We start from the raw sequence: 17,216 nt of genomic DNA, 5'->3' as shown, positions 1-17,216 counted from the left end.
TTGCCTCCGGCTCAGTGCTTGCCAGCGGGGGCGGATTGGGCTGCCGGCGCTGCGCCGCCAACCTTGATCGGCGCGCCGGGGAAGAAGATACGGGCGGTGCCATCGACGATGACTTGATCACCCGGCTTGAGGCCGTCGCGGATCACCCAGGCATTCGCCAGATCACCGTCGAGCTTGACCCACTCACCCACCTGCACCGGGCGCGGCTGCGCGATCGTCGCGCCTTCCTTGCCCTGGCCCACCACATAGACGTACTTGCCATTGGGCGAATCCAGCACCGCGCGCTGCGGCAGCACCACCGCCTGCGGCCGCGTCGCACCACTCAGGATCACGCGCACGAACTGGCCTGGCGCCAGCTTGCCATCGGCGTTCGGCACGCTCGCACGCGCGGCAAAGCTGCCGGTGTTCGAATCGGCCTTGTAATCGCGGAAATCGATGCGCCCCACACGATCGAGCATCGAGCCGTCGGAGAGCTTCAGCTTCACCGCAAAACCATCCTTCGGCAGCACCAGCTTGCCGTTGGCGGCTTCGTCGCGCAGGCGCAGTGCTTCTTCCTCGCCCACGCCGTAGTTCACATGCGCCGGATCGGTCTGCGCCAGCGTCGCGAGCAGGCTGTCGCCGCCAGCAGCAGCAAGACCGCCCTCCACCTTCAGCGCGCGCCCGGCGACACCGCCGAGCGGTGCGCGGACTTCGGTGTAACCCAGGTCGATGCGCGCTGTCGTCAAATCCGCCTCGGCCGACTTCACCGCCGCCCGCGCCAGTTCGAAGGCCGAAGCGGCGTCATCCGCATCCTTCTGGCTCACGGCCTGTTCCGCGGCCAGCGGCTTGATACGGTTGTACTCGCGTTCCGCCTGCTTCAGGCGCGCCTGCGCCTGCGTCAGCGCCGCTTCGGCAGAAGCCACGCGCGCGCGGAACGGCGCCTGGTCGATCAGAAACATCGGTTGCCCGGCCTTGAGCAGGCTGCCTTCTTCATACAGACGCTTTTCGATGATGCCGGTGACCCGCGCCCGCACCTCGATCTCGCGCGAACCTGCGACCTGGCCTACATACTCGAAATCGACCGGCACATCGCGCAAGGCAACCGTGGCCACCGCGACATCGGCCGGCGGCATGCCACCGTGGCCTTGCTGGCCACCCTGCTTGCCGCATGCGACAAGGACGACGGAAAGCACTGCAAGCGCGAGCACGCCGCGCGCCGATGGAATTTGGTTTCTGGAGGGATTCATCTCGGGGTCCTCTGCTTGGGGTAGAGCGCACCGCCCGGTTCTATTAGGGCGAACATGGATTGACACTGGAGGCGGATTTTAGATACATACACGAATGTTTGTAAATATCGGATCGTGTCGTTTTGTGTCGGGCACCGCCAACTGCACGCTTGCAGCTTAGCGAGGCCGGGTTTCAATCGCCGCACATTACAATCACCGCCATCATGGTCAGACGAACCAAAGAACAAGCCGAAGCCACCCGCGAACAACTGCTGGACGCGGCCGAGACACTTTTCTGCGAAAAGGGCGTTGCATCGACCACGCTCGACCTGATCGCGCGCGCGGCGGGCGTCACCCGTGGCGCCGTGTATTGGCATTTCAAGAACAAGGCCGAGATTTTCGAGGCGGTCTGCGATCGGGCCACCTCGCCGATGGAAACCATGCTCGATACGCTGGCTGCAGACCCGGGCGAAGATCCGCTCGGCGCGCTTGAACGCCAGGCGCGCGACATCCTGATGATGGTGGCCACCGACACCCGGATGCGTTCGGTCCTGGAGATCCTGTTCCGCGGCTTCGATGGCGGCGCGGAATTCGCCGAATATCTGGCAAGGGAAGAAGAGAACAAGCGCCGCTGCCGCTGCCAGATCGAATCGGTGCTGAAAGTGGCCATTGCACGCGGCCAGGTCTCACCCAAGCTTGACGCCGCCGACGGCGCGATCGCCCTGACCGCCTTCGTCGGCGGCATCATGCACGACTGGGTCACCGACGCCGATTACGACCTCGCCCGGCTTGCGCCGTGGCTGACCGAGATCTTCTTCCGCGGCCTGCGGCACTCGTAACACGCATCTCGCCCCAATTGCCGAACGCCGCAGCGATCGCCGCCACGGCCAGCACCAACGGCGCGCCGATCACGTCCGAGCGGCGCGCATCGGATGCCGCGAAGGCGACGAATACATTCATTGCATCCGGCGCGATCTGCGTCTATCACTTCAACTGGACTCCGCCGTTGTGCGCGCCACCGCGCAACCATGCGTCGCCCGTTCGAGAGGATCGCCGATGCCATGCTGACTGCCCGACAGATCGCGAACATCTACGCCTGCAAGGCCGACCGGGCCGAGATGTGGCTGCCGCACCTGCAGGCGGCGGCGCGCCTGTGCGATGTGGACGAGGACCATAACCGCCTCGCCTGCTTCCTCGCCCAGGTTGGCCACGAATCCGGGCGCCTTCGCTACACACGCGAAATCTGGGGTCCGACTGCGCAACAGAAGCGCTATGAATACGGCACACCACTCGCCAAATCGCTGGGCAATTTCCGCCCCGGCGACGGCAAACGCTACATGGGCCGTGGGCTGATCCAGGTCACCGGCCGCGTCAATTACCACATCACCACCCAGCGCATGCGCGAAGCGCTGAAGGAAGGCGTCAGCAACGCCAATGACTTGCCGGATGTGCCGGACTTCGAAGACGACCCCGAGGCACTGGAGCGACCGATGTGGGCGGCCTTGAGCGCCGGCCTGTACTGGAAGTTGCACAAGCTCAACCTGTACGCCGACAAGCACGATTTCGTAACCCTCACACGCCGGATCAATGGCGGTATCAACGGGCTGGCCGACCGCCAGGCCCTGTTCGCGACCGCCTTTTCGTCGTTGCTGGACTAGGAGACCCCCATGGCCGCACTCATGTCTTTCCTCGGCGTCATCTTCAGTGGTGGCGCCACCGGCCTGATCGGCGTGCTGTTCCAGCGCTATTTCGATTACAAGGCCAAGCAGCAGGATCTGGAACTCGTGAAGATCAACAACGAACACGCCCGACTGCTTGCACAAATGGATGTCGAGAAGGCCAACCGCGCCGCGCAGGCGACCGAGAAGGTCGCCGAGGAACAGGCCGAGGCGCAGGTCCGCAGCGCCGAACTGGAAGCGCAAGCGCGCGCCGACGAGGCTGCCGCCAAGGCCTACGTAGCCAGCATCGACGCCGACCGTGCCACCTACCTCGACCCGAAGGCGCAGTCCAGGAGCAAGTTCGCGCGCATCATGATGACGCTGGTCGACTTTGTGCGCGGCATGATCCGCCCGTTCCTGACCATCTACCTCGTCATTGTCGCCACGGTGATGTTCGCCTGGGCGCGCACCCTCGCAGCCCCCAACGGCAACAGCGTGATCGACCCGATACAGGCGGCGACGCTGGTCAAATCCATCATCGACACCCTGCTCTACCTCGCGACCACCTGCGTCGTGTGGTGGTTCGGCGTGCGTCCGAGCCAGAAGGCGAAATAAGTCGAACCGCGCGAGACTTCCTTACCGATTCCGCGCACAGCACCCCTCATCGCTTCAACGGCGGAAGTCTTCGGGACACTTCCGCCGGTCGCCATCCGCCTCAGCGATACTCCTTCAACAAACTGTCCAGCGAACCGTCGCCACGCGCCTTAAGCGCGTCCAGCGTGCGCCTTGCCTCCGCGACCATCTGCTCGCGGTGGGCATCTTTCATCTTCACGATTTGCGCCCGCAGACCCTCAAGTGCGGCCCGCGCCTCCTGCACCTTTTCGGCCGGCACCTTGTCGCTGCCGGAAGCCGCCAGCACCAGATCGGTCAACCAGCCAAGCTGGCTGCCGTATGACACCTGCTCGAAGATCTTCTGTTCGAGTGCGCCTTCGCCGGCACCCGACGGAATCGCGCTGAAGAATCCGTTGGCGATCACGTCAGGTGCGAGATCCTGCGAGACGCTGCCAGACAGCGGCAGGTTCCAGGTGGGTTGCCACAGCCATAACCAGGGAAGCATGGTGAATCTCCTCGAGCAGGGATTGAATCGTCGCGGGGCATCACGCCCCCATCTGACTTGATTCAAGACCGCCGATCGCCGCCATGCAAGGTGTCAGTCACGCGACCGGAAAAAGAAAAGGCGCCCCGCAGGGCGCCTTTCTTCAAACCCATGAAGTGCCGATTACATCTGCGCGATCATCGCGTCGCCGAAGGCCGAGCACGACACTTCGGTCGCGCCGTCCATCAGGCGGGCGAAGTCGTAGGTCACGGTCTTCGCGGCGATCGCACCTTCCATGCCCTTGATCACAAGGTCGGCCGCTTCCTTCCAGCCCAGGTGGCGCAGCATCATTTCGGCCGAGAGGATCAGCGAACCCGGGTTCACCTTGTCCTTGCCGGCGTACTTCGGCGCGGTGCCGTGGGTCGCCTCGAAGCAGGCGTACTTGTCCGAGATGTTCGCACCCGGGGCGATGCCGATGCCGCCGACCTGTGCGGCCAGCGCGTCGGAAATGTAGTCGCCGTTCAGGTTCAGCGTGGCAATGGTGTCGTATTCGGCCGGACGCAGCAGGATCTGCTGCAGGAAGGCGTCGGCGATGGCGTCCTTGACGATCACTTCACGACCCGTCTTCGGGTTCGTGAACTTGCACCACGGGCCGCCGTCGATTTCCACCGCGCCGAATTCGTTCTTCGCCAGCGCGTAGGCCCAGTCACGGAAGCCACCTTCGGTGAACTTCATGATGTTGCCCTTGTGCACGATGGTCAGCGACTTGCGATCGTTGTCGATCACATACTGCAGCGCAGCGCGCACCAGGCGCTCGGTGCCCTGCTTGGAAACCGGCTTGATGCCGATGCCCGAGGTTTCCGGGAAGCGGATCTTCTTGACGCCCATTTCTTCGGTCAGGAACTTGATGACCTTCTTCGCGCCTTCGGACTCAGCCTGCCACTCGATACCGGCGTAGATGTCTTCGGTGTTCTCGCGGAAGATGACCATGTTGGTCAGTTCCGGCTGCTTGAGCGGCGACGGCACGCCCTTGAAGTACTGCACCGGCCGCACGCACTGGTACAGATCGAGTTCCTGACGCAGCGCCACGTTCAGCGAACGGATGCCGCCGCCGACCGGCGTGGTCATCGGGCCCTTGATCGAAACCGAGTAGTCCTTCAGCGCCTGGAAGGTTTCAGCGGGCAGCCACTGATCCGGACCGTACTTCACGGTCGCCTTCTCACCGGCGTACACCTCCATCCAGTGGATCTTCTTCTCGCCACCGTAGGCCTTGGCCACAGCGGCGTCGATCACCTTGATCATGACCGGCGTGATATCGACGCCGATGCCGTCCCCCTCGATGAACGGAATGATCGGGTTGTTGGGAGTCGGCTGACCGGGAATGATTTTCTGGCCGCCGGCCGGGACCGTGATCAAAGACTGGGCGCTCATGACTGTTGCTTCCTCAGGATTGGGTCGTTGGATGTTCTGTCGACAAGGCTGATGCGCGTCGCAACACCGCCGGTGTTGCGTCCCCTCGCGCCACACCGCCCCTCGACATTGAGGGAGGTTGTGACCTTGGCCTGGCGCGCAACGAGCGCTGCGCGCCGAGCGCCCGATTATCGCCGAATTCGCGGCACTGCACCAAGCGCGCCAAAAACTGGTTACATTGCGAACCAAGTTTTCAGAGGCGAGTCACACCGATGCCCTTCCGGGCGCGCGACAATAAGGTGCTCGCCTCTCGCGAACCCGCCCCTGAAGTCCACCGACCTGACCTGATGAACAAGAACAAAATTCTGCTTGCGGTGCTGGCCCTCGCCTTGGGTTTCGGCGCCTACAAACTCACCCAGCCCTCGCAAAGCGCGCCAAAGGCGGGCGATCCGACCATCAGCGTGCAGCTTGCCGAAGTGCAACTCCGCTCCCTGCCGGTGGTATTCGAGACCAGTGGCTTCGTGACCCCGGTATCCAGCGTGGAAGTGCGGGCGCAATTGACCAGCACGATCCGCGAGGTGCTGGTGCATGAGGGCGACACCGTGGCGGCGGGTGCGCCGCTGTTCCGGCTCGATGGCCGTGCCGAGACCGCCACGCTCGAAAAGCTCAAGGCACAGATGGCGCGCGACACCGCGCTGCTTGAAGATGCCCGCCGCACGCTCTTGCGAAACGTCGAACTCAAGCAGCGCGGCTTTGTGTCGCAGGGCGTGGTCGATGCCAGCAGCAGCAATGTCGACGCGCTCAGTGCCACGGTCGCTGCCGATCGCGCCGCAATCGCCGAAGCACAGGTCGCGGTCGAGCACGGTTACATCACAGCCCCACAGGCAGGGCGAGTCGGCCTCATCAACGTGCGTGTCGGCAGCCTTGTGCAACCCGGTTCGGCGACGGCGCTGACGACGCTGACGCGCCTCGACCCGATCGACATCGCCTTCACGCTGCCCGAGACCTACCTCGCGCAACTGCGCCGTGCGCAGGCTCGTGGGCCGGTGGTGGTGTCGGTCAAGGATGCCGAAGGCAGACTCGACGGACAGCTCAACTTCATCGACAGCACGGTCGACAGCGTTGCCGGCGGCGTGCGGATCAAGGCGCGCTTCGACAACGCAAAGCTGCGCCTGTGGCCCGGTGCGCAGGTCACGGTCGGTCTGACGCTGGACGCGATCAAGGACGCACCGACGGCACCGCTCGCGGCGATCCAGGTGAGCCCGAACGGCCAGTTCGTCTATGCCATCGATGACCAGGAGCGTGCCAAGGCCCTACCGGTCAGGATCCGTTACCAGGATGCCGAGTTCGCGGTGCTCGACGGCGTACCGGCCGGAACACGCGTGGTCGTCATGGGCGGGCAGAACCTGCGCCCGGGCGTACGCGTCCGCGACAGCGGCAAACCCGCTGCACCGAAGGCCGGGGCGAAGCAATGAACCTGTCGGAGTTGTGCATCCGCAGGCCGGTCATGACCGTCCTGCTCTCGATCTCTGCCGTGGTGGCTGGCGCCCTCGGCTACCACTACCTGCCGGTTGCCGCGCTGCCCAGTTACGACACGCCAACGATCAACGTCAATGCGTCACTGCCCGGCGCGAGCCCGGACACGATGGCCTCGTCGGTCGCGCTGCCACTGGAAAAGCAGTTCTCGACCATTGCGGGCCTGGTCACGATGAGTTCCAGCAACACGCTGGGCAACACCTCGATCACGCTTGAGTTTGCCTCCGGCCGCAATATCGATGCCGCCGCCGGCGATGTGCAGGCGGCGCTGCTGCGGGCGCAGCGTGCGCTGCCCGAGGAGATGACCACCATCCCCTCTTACCGCAAGGTCAATCCGGCCGACGCGCCGATCCTGATCCTCGCGCTGACCTCGCCATCGTTGAGCCTGCCCGACCTCAACGACTACGCCGACAATCTGGTCTCGCCTTCGCTCGCGACGATCGACGGCGTCGCCCAGGTATCGAACTGGGCCAACAAGAAGTTTGCGGTCCGCGTGCAGGCGGACCCGGACAAACTTGCCGCGCGCGAACTCACGCTGGACCAGCTTGCCGCGGCGATCCGCGCCGCCAACGCAAATTCGCCCCTCGGTGTGCTCAGGGGCGCCAACCAGACACTGACCATCGAGGCCAACCGCCAGCTACGACACGCGGACGAGTTCAAGCCCTTGATCATCGCGACCCGCAACGGCCTGCCGGTGCGCCTTGCCGATGTCGCCACGGTGGTCGATTCGATCGAGAGCACGACCACCGCGAGCTGGGCCGACGGCGAGCGGTCCATCGTCCTGGCGGTGCAGAAACAGCCGGATGCCAACACCGTCGCCACCGTCGATGCGATCCGCGCAACCCTGCCAAGACTGCAAGCCCAGATGCCGGGATCGGTGCAGATCAAGGTCATCAACGACCGCTCGGTGTCGGTGCGCGATGCGATCCACGATGTGCAGCTGACGATGATGGGCACGATCGCGCTGGTCGTGCTGGTGATGTTCCTGTTCCTGCGGCATGCCGCCGCAACGCTGATTCCTTCGGTGACGCTGCCGATCTCGCTGGTCGGAACGCTGGGCCTGTTGTTTGCGCTGGGCTATAGCCTCGACAACATTTCCCTGCTCGGCCTCACGCTGGCGGTGGGCCTGGTTGTCGACGACGCGATCGTCGTGCTGGAGAACATCGTGCGCCATGTCGAGGCCGGCATGCCGCCGCTGCAGGCGGCAGTCACCGGCGCCCGCGAGGTGAGCTTCACCATCATCTCGATCTCGCTGTCGCTGGTCGCGGTGTTCATCCCGATCTTCTTCATGCCGGGCGTCATCGGACTGCTGTTCCACGAATTCGCGGTGGTCGTGATGCTGGCGATCCTCGTCTCGGCAGTGGTTTCGCTGACGCTGATCCCGCTGATGGGCAGCCGCTTCCTGCGGCCCGAAGCCGAACAGCATCAACACGCATGGCTGACGCACTTCGAACACGGGTTCGAGCGCGTGCAGCGCGCCTACGCGCGAAGCCTCGAGACTGCACTGAATCACCGGCTTGCGGTCGGCGCCCTTGCCCTGCTGACGATCGTCGGCAGCGTGTGGCTGTTTGCCGCCAGCCCCAAGGGCTTCTTCCCGCAAGAGGACATCGGGCAGATCCAGGTCACGGCCGAAGCCTCCAGCGATGCTTCATACGAGGCGCTGTTCCGGCACGCCGAACGGATGATGAAAGTCGTTGGCGGTGATCCGGCGGTCGAAGGCTTCGCCGCCGCGGTATCGGAAAGCAACGCGCGCATGTTCCTGCGGCTGAAGCCGCGCAGCGAACGCGACCCGATGCCGGTCGTGATCGAACGCCTGCGCAAGGAGGCAAAGAAGCTGCCCGGCATCGACGTCTATTTCACGCCGACGCAAAACCTGCGTCTGGGCGGTCGGCAGAGCCGCAGCCAGTTCCAGTACGTGCTGCAGAGCGTGAATGGCGGCGAACTCACCGCATGGGCCGACAAGCTCAAGCAGGCATTGGCGGCCGACCCGCTGTTCCGCGACGTCACGACCGATTCGCAGCTAAAGGGCCTGAATGCCCGCGTGGATATCGACCGCGAACGTGCCAGCCTGTACGGCGTTGCGCTCGCCGACGTCCGCACCGCGCTCTACAGCGCCTTCGGCGACCGCCAGGTTTCGACGATCTACACCTCCAGCGGCAGCTACGAAGTGATCCTGGAACTCGCGGACGCCTTCCGCCAGGACGAACGCGCACTGGGCCGCATCCAGGTCCGCAATGCCAGTGGCGCGCTGGTGCCGCTGGCCAACGTCGCAAGCGTGCAACGCGTTGCCGGCCCGACCGCCGTCAATCACCAGGGCCAGCTGCAGGCAGTTACCGTGTCGTTCAACCTGGCACCCGGCGCAGCGCTGGGCGAGGCCACCAAGCGCCTGCATGAAGCCGAGAAGACGATCGGCCTGCCCTCCGGCATCCTCACCGCGTTCGCCGGCGACGCGGCGGCTTTCCAGCAGTCGCAAGGCGCCCAGGTGGTGCTGATCATTGCGGCGCTGCTGGTGATCTACGTGCTGCTGGGTGTGCTGTACGAGAGCTACATCCACCCGATCACGATCCTCGCCGGCCTGCCCTCGGCGGCGGTCGGCGCCCTGCTGACGCTGCGGCTTTTCGGCATGGAGCTGACGATCATCGCCAGCATCGGCATCGTGCTGCTGATCGGCATCGTGAAGAAGAACGCGATCATGATGATCGACTTCGCGGTCGAAGCGCAGCGTGCCGGCGCCACGCCACAAGAGGCGATCCGCCAGGCCTGCGCGCTGCGCTTCCGCCCGATCACGATGACCACGCTTGCCGCGCTGGCTGGCGCACTGCCCCTGGCGCTGGGGCTGGGCGCCGGCGCCGAACTGCGGCAACCGCTTGGTGTATCGGTCGTCGGCGGGCTGATCTTTTCGCAGTTGATCACGCTGTTCATCACGCCAGTGATCTACCTCGGCTTCGAGAGCCTGCGCGAGCGGCTTGCAGGGCGGCGACTGCAGGTGGCGTGATCGGAAGCGTGATGCGAATGGCATCACGGGGGCTGACGATCGCATGACATTAGAATTTCCGGACTTGCCCGGAGATCCCGATGAATGCACCGCACGCCCCCGCCGACTTGCTGGCCGCCCTGCTCGCCCCCTTGCCCGGCAGCAACCCGACCGGCGAAGACCTCTCGTTCTCGCCCGAGTTCGACGCGCTCGACGAAGCCCGCCGCGAGGACGATGCTTCGCTCGATCAGGGCGACTGGGTCACGACGCTGAAAGTTGCCGACTGGCGCAAGGTCATCGACATCGCCACCGCACTGCTGAACGCGCGGACCAAAGACCTGCGGGTCGCCGCCCGTTACGCTGAGGCAAGCGGGCGCCTGAACGGTGTGGCCGGGTTGGAGGCGGGATTCCGGCTGGTCGCAGGCTTGCTGCAGGCCTTCCCGGACACCCTGCATCCACTGCCGGAAGATTCTGACTCCGAAGAACGCGCCGGCGCGCTGGCCTGGCTCCTGCAGCGCGCACTCGACGTGCTCAAGGCCGCGCCGCTGCTGCAAACCGAAACCCGCAGCCTGTGCTGGGACGACTACGAACGCGCGCGCAGCGGGGGTAACCGCAGCGACGATGAACACGCGCAGGAACATGCCGATCTGGCCACCGCCTGGGACGCGGCAACGCGGACCACGCCGCTCACGCGGCTCGAAGCCACCGGCCAAGCGCTCAATGCGCTGGCGGACGCCATTCGCACGCTGGATCTGATCTCCGCCGGGGTACTCGGCGACAGCGCGCCGTCGCTGCGCCTGCTGCGTGACCAGCACGAACGCATCCATCACCTGATCAATCGACTGATCGCGGAGCGCGGTGGCTTGTCGGCCGCGGCATCCGCGCAGCACCCCGCCAACGACGACGCGCCTGCACAGAGCGCTCGCGCAGGCACCGAGCACGCCGGGCAACGCGCAAACCGGGGCATGAGCCGGGAAGAAGCCGTGGCGATGCTGGGTCAGGTCGCCGCCTACTTCCGTCGCACCGAGCCGCACAGCCCCGTCGCCTACCTGGCCGAAAAGGCCGCCACCTGGGCCAACATGCCTCTGCACGACTGGCTGCGTCAGGTGGTCAAGGACGACGGCGCATTGGCGCACATCGACGAACTGCTGGGCGTTGAACGCTGACGGCCGCCCCTCATCGGGGCCTGACACAAAACGACATCACAGCGTCGCCGCAAGGCGCTAGCATCGCGCTTTTCAGGGCGCGCGGCCGGCAGCACCGTTCCTCGCGCCAACCCGCCCTGCTTCCCACAAGGAGAGAAGATGCGACTCAATGCCCTGGGCTGCGCCCTGCTGGCCCTGCCCGCTCTGGCCATGGCCGCTGCACCCGCCACCCCCGAGATCCCGGTAACCGATGTCTACCATGGCGTCAGCGTGGTAGACCCGTATCGCTGGATGGAAGACATGAAGTCTCCGGAATTCCAGACCTGGCTCAAGGCGCAAGCCGACTATGCCGGCGGGATACTCAAGCAGATTCCAGGGCGCGACGCGCTGCGCAAGCGGCTGGGCGAACTGGCGGATGTCGGCGAGGTGACCGGCGGCTATGAACAGGCCGGCAGCCAGGTCTTCTTCCTGAAACGCGCGCCGGGCGAAAACGCGCGCAAGCTTTGGGTGCGTCACGGCGCGAACGGGGCCGAACGCCTGCTGCTCGATCCCGACGCGATGCCGGGCGAAGGCGGCCACCACGCGATCGACTGGTATTCCCCCTCACGCGACGGCAAGCTGATCGCGATCGGCATCTCGGTAGGTGGCTCTGAAAACAGCGTGATGCGGATCATGAACGTCGCTTCCGGCAAGTTCTTGCCCGATGTCATCGACCGCGCCGGCCTCAATGAACCGGACGGCCGCAGCATGAACGAGTCCGGAATCGCGTGGCTGCCGGACGGCAAGCACTTCTACTACAACCGCCATCCGGCCGACGAGCGTTACAACAAGAGCGCGGTGTTCCTGCACAAGCTTGGCGACAGCGCGGACAAGGATGTCGCGGTATTTGGCTGGGGTGCCACACCCTCGCGCACATTCGAACTCGCGGACCTGCCCTATGTCAGTACCGCGCCCGGCTCGAAATGGCTGATGGCCGAAGTCCTGCATGGCGACTCCGTCAACCGCTCGTTCTGGGTCGCGCCGCTTGCCAAGGCTACGAACGGCGAAACGCCGTGGCGCCGCCTGATCACGCCGGAAGACAAGGTCACGCATGCTGTCCTGGTGGGTGACGCGCTCTATGCCATCACGCAGAAGAACGCATCCCGGCGTGAGCTGCTGAAGATCTCGGTGGCCACCGGCGATCGCGTTCTGGCACTCAAGGCGGGGGACGCGGTACTCCAGGAACTGATCGCAACCGCGGACGGTGTGGTCGTGAAGGCGCTCGACGGCGGTGTCAGCAAGCTCATCCAGGTCGGCAAGACCGGCCAGACAGCCGAACTCGGATTGCCCTTCGAAGGCACGGTGCGGGAGATCAGCGCAGCAAGCGACCGCTCGATCCTGCTCCGACTCGAAGGCTGGACCCGCCCCGCGCAAGTGCTGCGACTGGCGGGCGGCAAAGTCGAGGTCACCACACTTCAAAAACCGCTCAAGGTGGACACCTCTGGGGTAGAGGCACGTCGGGTGATGATCAAGAGCCACGACGGCGTCCTGGTGCCGCTGTCGATTCTCTCGCAGAAGAACCCTGCCCTCGACGGCAAGCACCCGACGATCCTCTCCGGCTACGGCGCTTACGGCATCTCGATGGAGCCACGCTTCTCGGCCGTGCGGCTGGCCTGGCTCGAACGCGGCGGCGTGCAGGCGGTCTGCCATGTGCGCGGCGGCGGTGAACTCGGTGAAGATTGGCATCAGGGCGGCTACATCAAGACCAAGCAGAACACTGTTTCGGACTTCATTGCCTGTGCCGAGTGGCTGATCGCCAATGGCTACACGTCGTCGAGCAAGCTCGCCGGAATCGGTGGCAGCGCTGGCGGCATCACGATCGGCGGCACGATCACCCAACGCCCCGAATTGCTTGCTGCCGCGCAAAGCGCAGTCGGCATCTCCGACATGCTGCGCATGGAAAACACGCCGAACGGCCCGCCCAACATCGAAGAGTTCGGCACCGTCAAGAATCCCGAGCACTTCAAGTCGATGTACGCGATCAGCCCCTACCACCGGGTGAAGGATGGCGTTGCGTACCCGGCGGTGATCGTGACCACCGGCGCGAATGACCCGCGTGTCGAAGCCTGGCTGCCCGGCAAATTCGCCGCCCGCCTGCAAAAGGCCAATCCGAACGGCAAGCCGGTGATCTTGCGGGTGGACTACGACGCGGGCCACGGGATTGGTTCGAACATCGGGCAAGCGCTGGACGAAACCGCCGACGTGTGGTCGTTCTTCCTGTGGCAGATGGGGGATCCGGCCTTCCAGCCCATGCGCTGAATCGCCTGCCGGCGGGCCTTCAAGCTTTCTGGCCCGCCAGCCGTTAACCATGGGCGAACCGGCCGCACCCTGCGGCCGGTGAATACCGCGGAGCGCGCGTGAAAGCCCTCGTCGCCGACCCATCCCGTTTCATGCGCAACGTGTTTTCGTCGGTATTCGCCGCACGAAACGTCGATGTCGTGCAGGCGGAGAACGGCTGCCAGGCCTTGATTGCGCTGGAGAGCGAGAACATCGATCTGGCGTGTGTGGCGCTCGAGCTGGGCGACATGCAGGCCTCGGATCTGCTGATGTGCAATCGCGCCAACCAACGCGGCAATGTGCTGCCGTTCGTCGCGATTACATCCAACCGCGACAAGGCGCATGTTGATGCTGCGCTCGCGGCCGGATTCTCGGAATGCTTCCACAAGTCCAGTCAGGCGGAGTTCGAGGCCTACATCGATGCCTGGCTGAGCAAAGTCACCCGAAAGCTCAGCGGCAAAGTGCTGCTGATCGAAGACACCGAGTCGACGGCCCAGTTCTGCACCCGGATCATGCAGACCATCGGCCTGGCGGTCGAGGTGATCAAGTCCGGCGAACTGGCGATCGAAGCGCTCGCGCGACGCCAATTCACCCTCATCGTCACCGATTTCATGCTGGCCGGAATCAAGACCGGTCTCGATGTGATCCGCTTCGTGAGGGCGCTGGAAGGCCGGCCCGGCCGCACGCCGATTCTTGCCCTGTCGGCCAGCGACAATACCGCCCGACGGGTGGAGATCTTGCGCGCCGGCGCCAATGATTACGTGCAAAAACCGGTGGTTCCGGAAGAACTCGAAGTGCGGTTGCGCAACCTGATCACGCTGGCCGAATTGTTCGACAGGCTCGAAACGCAGCACCAGATGGTCAAGGACATGGCCCAGCGCGATCGTCTGACCGGCCTGTTCAACCGCCACCGGCTCGAAGAACTGATGCCGGAACTCGTCGCCGAAGCGCACAAATCCGGCGGCAGCTTCTCGCTGGTCGTGATCGATCTCGATCACTTCAAGCAAATCAACGATACATACGGCCATGCGGGTGGCGACCAGGTGCTCGTCGCGGTGGCGGCTGCCTTGCGCGGCACCTCGCGCCCGCAGGACATCGCCGTCCGCTACGGCGGAGAGGAACTGCTGCTGGTGCTGCCAGGCATTGCGCTGCCACAGGCCTCGCTCGGCGCCGAACGTTTGCGGCGCCATGTCGAATCGCTGGCCCCTGACGGAATTCCGGTGACCTGCAGCATTGGTGTCGCGGCACTCAAACCGGGCGAGTCGTTCGAGTCGCTTTTCAAGCGCGCCGACGCAGCCGTGTATGAGGCCAAGAACCTCGGCCGCAATCAGGTGATCGCGCACAACTGATCGCGGCACCTGAGGAAAACGCCTAGTCCACCGCCATCGCCCGGCGATCGAGCCGGCGCTAGAATCGCCGATGTGCAACCGCACAACGGACATCACCGAGGGGGACGGCGTGGACGTGCTGGCAACAGGGGGAAACACCGCGCAGGCCATCGCGCAGGCGCTTATCGACGGCTTCAACCGTCACTACCGGATCTTCAGCGAGACTTCTCGCAGCGCAAAACAGCGCTTTGAAGCCGCCGACTGGCAGGGCGAATTGCGGGCGGTGCGCGAACGGGTGCAGTTCTACGACGAACGCGTCACCGAAACGGTGATGCGCCTGCACGCCGAGTTCAACGCCGACAAGCTCGACAACCAGACCTGGCAACAGGTGAAGCTGCTCTACATCGGCTTCCTGATCAACCACAAGCAGCCGGAGCTGGCGGAGAGCTTCTTCAACTCGGTGTGCTGCAAGATCCTGCACCGCACCTACTTCCACAACGACTACATCTTCGCCCGCCCGGCGATCTCGACCGAGTACATCCAGTCCTACCCGCCGACCTATTCGAGCTACTACCCGAACGAGGGCGGCATGCGGGCGAACGTCAAACGAGTGATCGAGGACTTCGGCTGGCAGATCCCGTTCGAGGATCTCGACCGCGACGTCGATTACATCCTGCGCGCGGTCGAGGCTCACTTGGGTGAATGGCCCGCGCGCGAAGTCAATTGCCAGATCCAGGTGCTGTATTCGCCCTTCTACCGGAACAAGGCGGCCTACATCATCGGCAAGGCGATCAACGGCTATGCCGAATACCCCTTCGCGATCGCCGTGCTGCACACCCCAGAAGGGAAGCTCTATCTCGACACGATCCTGCTCGAACCCTGGCGAATCTCGCTGCTGTTCTCGCTATCGCGTGCCTACTTCCTGGTCGACATGGAAGTGCCGTCAGGCTATGTGCAGTTCCTGCGCTCGATCATGCCGAACAAGCCGCGCAGCGAGATTTACACCATGCTGGGACTGGGCAAGCAGGGGAAGACCATGTTCTTCCGCGACTTGGTCAGTCACCTGTTGCACTCGCAGGATCAGTTCATCATCGCGCCCGGCATCCGCGGCATGGTGATGGCGGTGTTCACGCTGCCCTCGTACCCCTACGTCTTCAAGATCATCAAGGATCAGAAGGCAATCCAGAAGGAAATGGATCGGGCGACGGTCAAGCGCAAGTACCAGATGGTCAAGCAGGTCGACCGGGTCGGACGCATGGCGGACACACTCGAATTCTCTGACGCGGCCTTGCCGCGCCACCGCTTTCACCCGGATCTGATTACCGAACTCCGCGAACTGTGCGGTGAGAGCATCGAAGAGGAAGGCGACACGATCGTCATCAAACACCTCTACATCGAGCGCCGGCTCACCCCGCTGAACCTCTTCCTGGAAAAGGCCGACGAGGCACAGACGGATCATGTCGTGCAGGAATACGGCAGCGCGATCCGCGAGATGTCGCAGGCGAACATTTTCCCGGGCGACATGCTGTGGAAGAACTTCGGCGTGACTCGTTACGGCCGCGTGGTCTTCTACGACTACGATGAAATCGAGTTCATGACCGACTGCAACTTCCGCCGCATCCCGCCCGCGCCGAACGAGGATGTCGAAATGAGCGGTGAAGTCTGGTACTCGGTCGCGCGCAACGACGTGTTCCCGGAAGAATTCGGCACCTTCCTGCTCGGTCTGCCCAAGGTACGGCAGGCCTTCATGAAGCACCACGCCGATCTGCTCGACGCGAGTTTCTGGCAGGAAACCCAGCGCAAGATCCGCGAGGGCTACGTCGAGGACTTCTTCCCTTACCCGCAGCGCCTGCGCTTCGAACAACTCTACGCGGCCCAGACGAGCAAAACCCCGGCCGGAGAAGCAGAGCTTCTCGCCGAGGCGGAGGACTGAAGGGTCGCTCAGGAATCGGCGGCCGACATGCGGCCGCCGGATCGGTCAGGACGGGCTGTCGCCCGCCCGGCCATCAAGCTTCGAGCTTGGAGAGGATGCTGCGGTCGACGTGACCAGAGGCCACTTCGCGAAGCGCCGTGACGGCAAACTTGTTCTTGCTGCCATCGACTTGCGGCGTGTGGCCACGTGCAAGCTGACGCGCGCGGATCGCTGCTGCCAGCGTCATTTCGAAGCGATTCGGAATCGTCTTCAGGCAATCTTCAACCGTGATTCGGGCCATGTCTGTTCCTCGTGATACTGGCGCTGTGCGGCTTCAGCCGCGCACACGCTGTGATTTCTGCCACTGCAAGCGACGGTAGTCTTCCTCGCAGTCGCTATCGCAGAATTTCTGCCCTTCGACCAGCGCCTCGCCACAGAAGTGGCACACGCCGGTGGCGGCGAGCGAAGGCTCCTTGCGCTCCAGCGCCAACTTCAAGCTCAGCTCGACTTCCTGCTGGGCAACGTCTGCTTCATCCATCTTCGTACGTCTCCACGCTCTGGAAACGGAGGCAATCCATGCCACCCGCGAAAGGGGCGGCACTTTACCAAGTTTTGGCGTCGCCGTCTCGCCCGGAA

14 protein-coding genes are annotated in these 17,216 nt (G+C 64.2%); 9 read left to right on the top strand and 5 right to left on the bottom strand.

Going from position 1 to position 17,216, the window contains the following annotated elements; genetic code table 11:
• Positions 1-11: 11 nt before the first annotated feature.
• Positions 12-1,187 carry an efflux RND transporter periplasmic adaptor subunit gene (locus GGR36_RS02005; protein ID WP_221229475.1) on the bottom strand — a complete coding sequence of 392 codons (1,176 nt, stop codon included), beginning with the start codon at positions 1,185-1,187 and terminating at the stop codon, positions 12-14.
• A gap of 242 nt (positions 1,188-1,429) precedes the next feature.
• On the opposite strand from GGR36_RS02005, the gene GGR36_RS02000 reads away from it, so the two are divergent.
• The 3 genes from GGR36_RS02000 (at position 1,430) to GGR36_RS01990 (ending at position 3,478) form a co-directional block, all read left to right on the top strand.
• Entirely contained in the window at positions 1,430-2,044 is a 615-nt protein-coding gene (locus GGR36_RS02000) for a TetR family transcriptional regulator (RefSeq protein ID WP_183631343.1), read from the top strand.
• A 189-nt stretch (positions 2,045-2,233) separates the two neighbouring features.
• Positions 2,234-2,863 carry a glycoside hydrolase family 19 protein gene (locus GGR36_RS01995; protein ID WP_244971034.1) on the top strand — a complete coding sequence of 210 codons (630 nt, stop codon included), beginning with the start codon at positions 2,234-2,236 and terminating at the stop codon, positions 2,861-2,863.
• Between the two features lie 9 nt (positions 2,864-2,872).
• Positions 2,873-3,478: a hypothetical protein gene (locus GGR36_RS01990; RefSeq protein WP_183631341.1), complete on the top strand. Its 606-nt coding sequence runs from the start codon at positions 2,873-2,875 to the stop codon at positions 3,476-3,478.
• Between the two features lie 100 nt (positions 3,479-3,578).
• On the opposite strand, the gene GGR36_RS01985 is transcribed toward GGR36_RS01990, so the two are convergent.
• A complete protein-coding gene (locus tag GGR36_RS01985) occupies positions 3,579-3,980 on the bottom strand; it encodes a hypothetical protein (RefSeq protein WP_183631340.1) in 402 nt (133 codons plus the stop codon).
• Between the two features lie 162 nt (positions 3,981-4,142).
• A complete protein-coding gene (icd, locus tag GGR36_RS01980) occupies positions 4,143-5,390 on the bottom strand; it encodes an NADP-dependent isocitrate dehydrogenase (RefSeq protein WP_183631339.1) in 1,248 nt (415 codons plus the stop codon).
• A gap of 326 nt (positions 5,391-5,716) precedes the next feature.
• On the opposite strand from icd, the gene GGR36_RS01975 reads away from it, so the two are divergent.
• The 6 genes from GGR36_RS01975 to aceK all read left to right on the top strand — a co-directional run bounded on the left by GGR36_RS01975 (position 5,717) and on the right by aceK (position 16,601).
• Positions 5,717-6,844, top strand: coding sequence for an efflux RND transporter periplasmic adaptor subunit (locus tag GGR36_RS01975; protein ID WP_183631338.1), 1,128 nt, complete (start codon positions 5,717-5,719; stop codon positions 6,842-6,844).
• Entirely contained in the window at positions 6,841-9,900 is a 3,060-nt protein-coding gene (locus GGR36_RS01970) for an efflux RND transporter permease subunit (protein ID WP_183631337.1), read from the top strand. Before GGR36_RS01975 ends, GGR36_RS01970 begins: the two co-directional genes overlap by 4 nt.
• Positions 9,901-9,980: 80 nt before the next feature.
• On the top strand, positions 9,981-11,045 hold the full coding sequence (tssA, locus tag GGR36_RS01965; protein ID WP_183631336.1) for a type VI secretion system protein TssA: 1,065 nt from the start codon (positions 9,981-9,983) through the stop codon (positions 11,043-11,045).
• 138 nt (positions 11,046-11,183) lie between these two features.
• On the top strand, positions 11,184-13,322 hold the full coding sequence (locus tag GGR36_RS01960; protein WP_183631335.1) for a prolyl oligopeptidase family serine peptidase: 2,139 nt from the start codon (positions 11,184-11,186) through the stop codon (positions 13,320-13,322).
• A 98-nt stretch (positions 13,323-13,420) separates the two neighbouring features.
• Positions 13,421-14,689, top strand: a complete 1,269-nt coding sequence (locus GGR36_RS22215) for a diguanylate cyclase (protein ID WP_183631333.1) — start codon at positions 13,421-13,423, stop codon at positions 14,687-14,689.
• Between the two features lie 70 nt (positions 14,690-14,759).
• A complete protein-coding gene (gene aceK / locus GGR36_RS01950) occupies positions 14,760-16,601 on the top strand; it encodes a bifunctional isocitrate dehydrogenase kinase/phosphatase (RefSeq protein WP_183631326.1) in 1,842 nt (613 codons plus the stop codon).
• A gap of 73 nt (positions 16,602-16,674) precedes the next feature.
• On the opposite strand, the gene rpoZ is transcribed toward aceK, so the two are convergent.
• Together rpoZ and GGR36_RS01940 are read right to left on the bottom strand one after the other, a co-directional pair.
• Positions 16,675-16,881 carry a DNA-directed RNA polymerase subunit omega gene (gene rpoZ / locus GGR36_RS01945; RefSeq protein ID WP_183631324.1) on the bottom strand — a complete coding sequence of 69 codons (207 nt, stop codon included), beginning with the start codon at positions 16,879-16,881 and terminating at the stop codon, positions 16,675-16,677.
• 33 nt (positions 16,882-16,914) lie between these two features.
• Entirely contained in the window at positions 16,915-17,118 is a 204-nt protein-coding gene (locus GGR36_RS01940; protein ID WP_183631322.1) for a DUF2116 family Zn-ribbon domain-containing protein, read from the bottom strand.
• Positions 17,119-17,216 lie beyond the last annotated feature (98 nt).

Origin of the sequence: Niveibacterium umoris (assembly GCF_014197015.1) — a bacterium.
GTDB classification, from domain to species: domain Bacteria; phylum Pseudomonadota; class Gammaproteobacteria; order Burkholderiales; family Rhodocyclaceae; genus Niveibacterium; species Niveibacterium umoris.
This window is presented reverse-complemented; position numbering and strand designations above follow the sequence as displayed.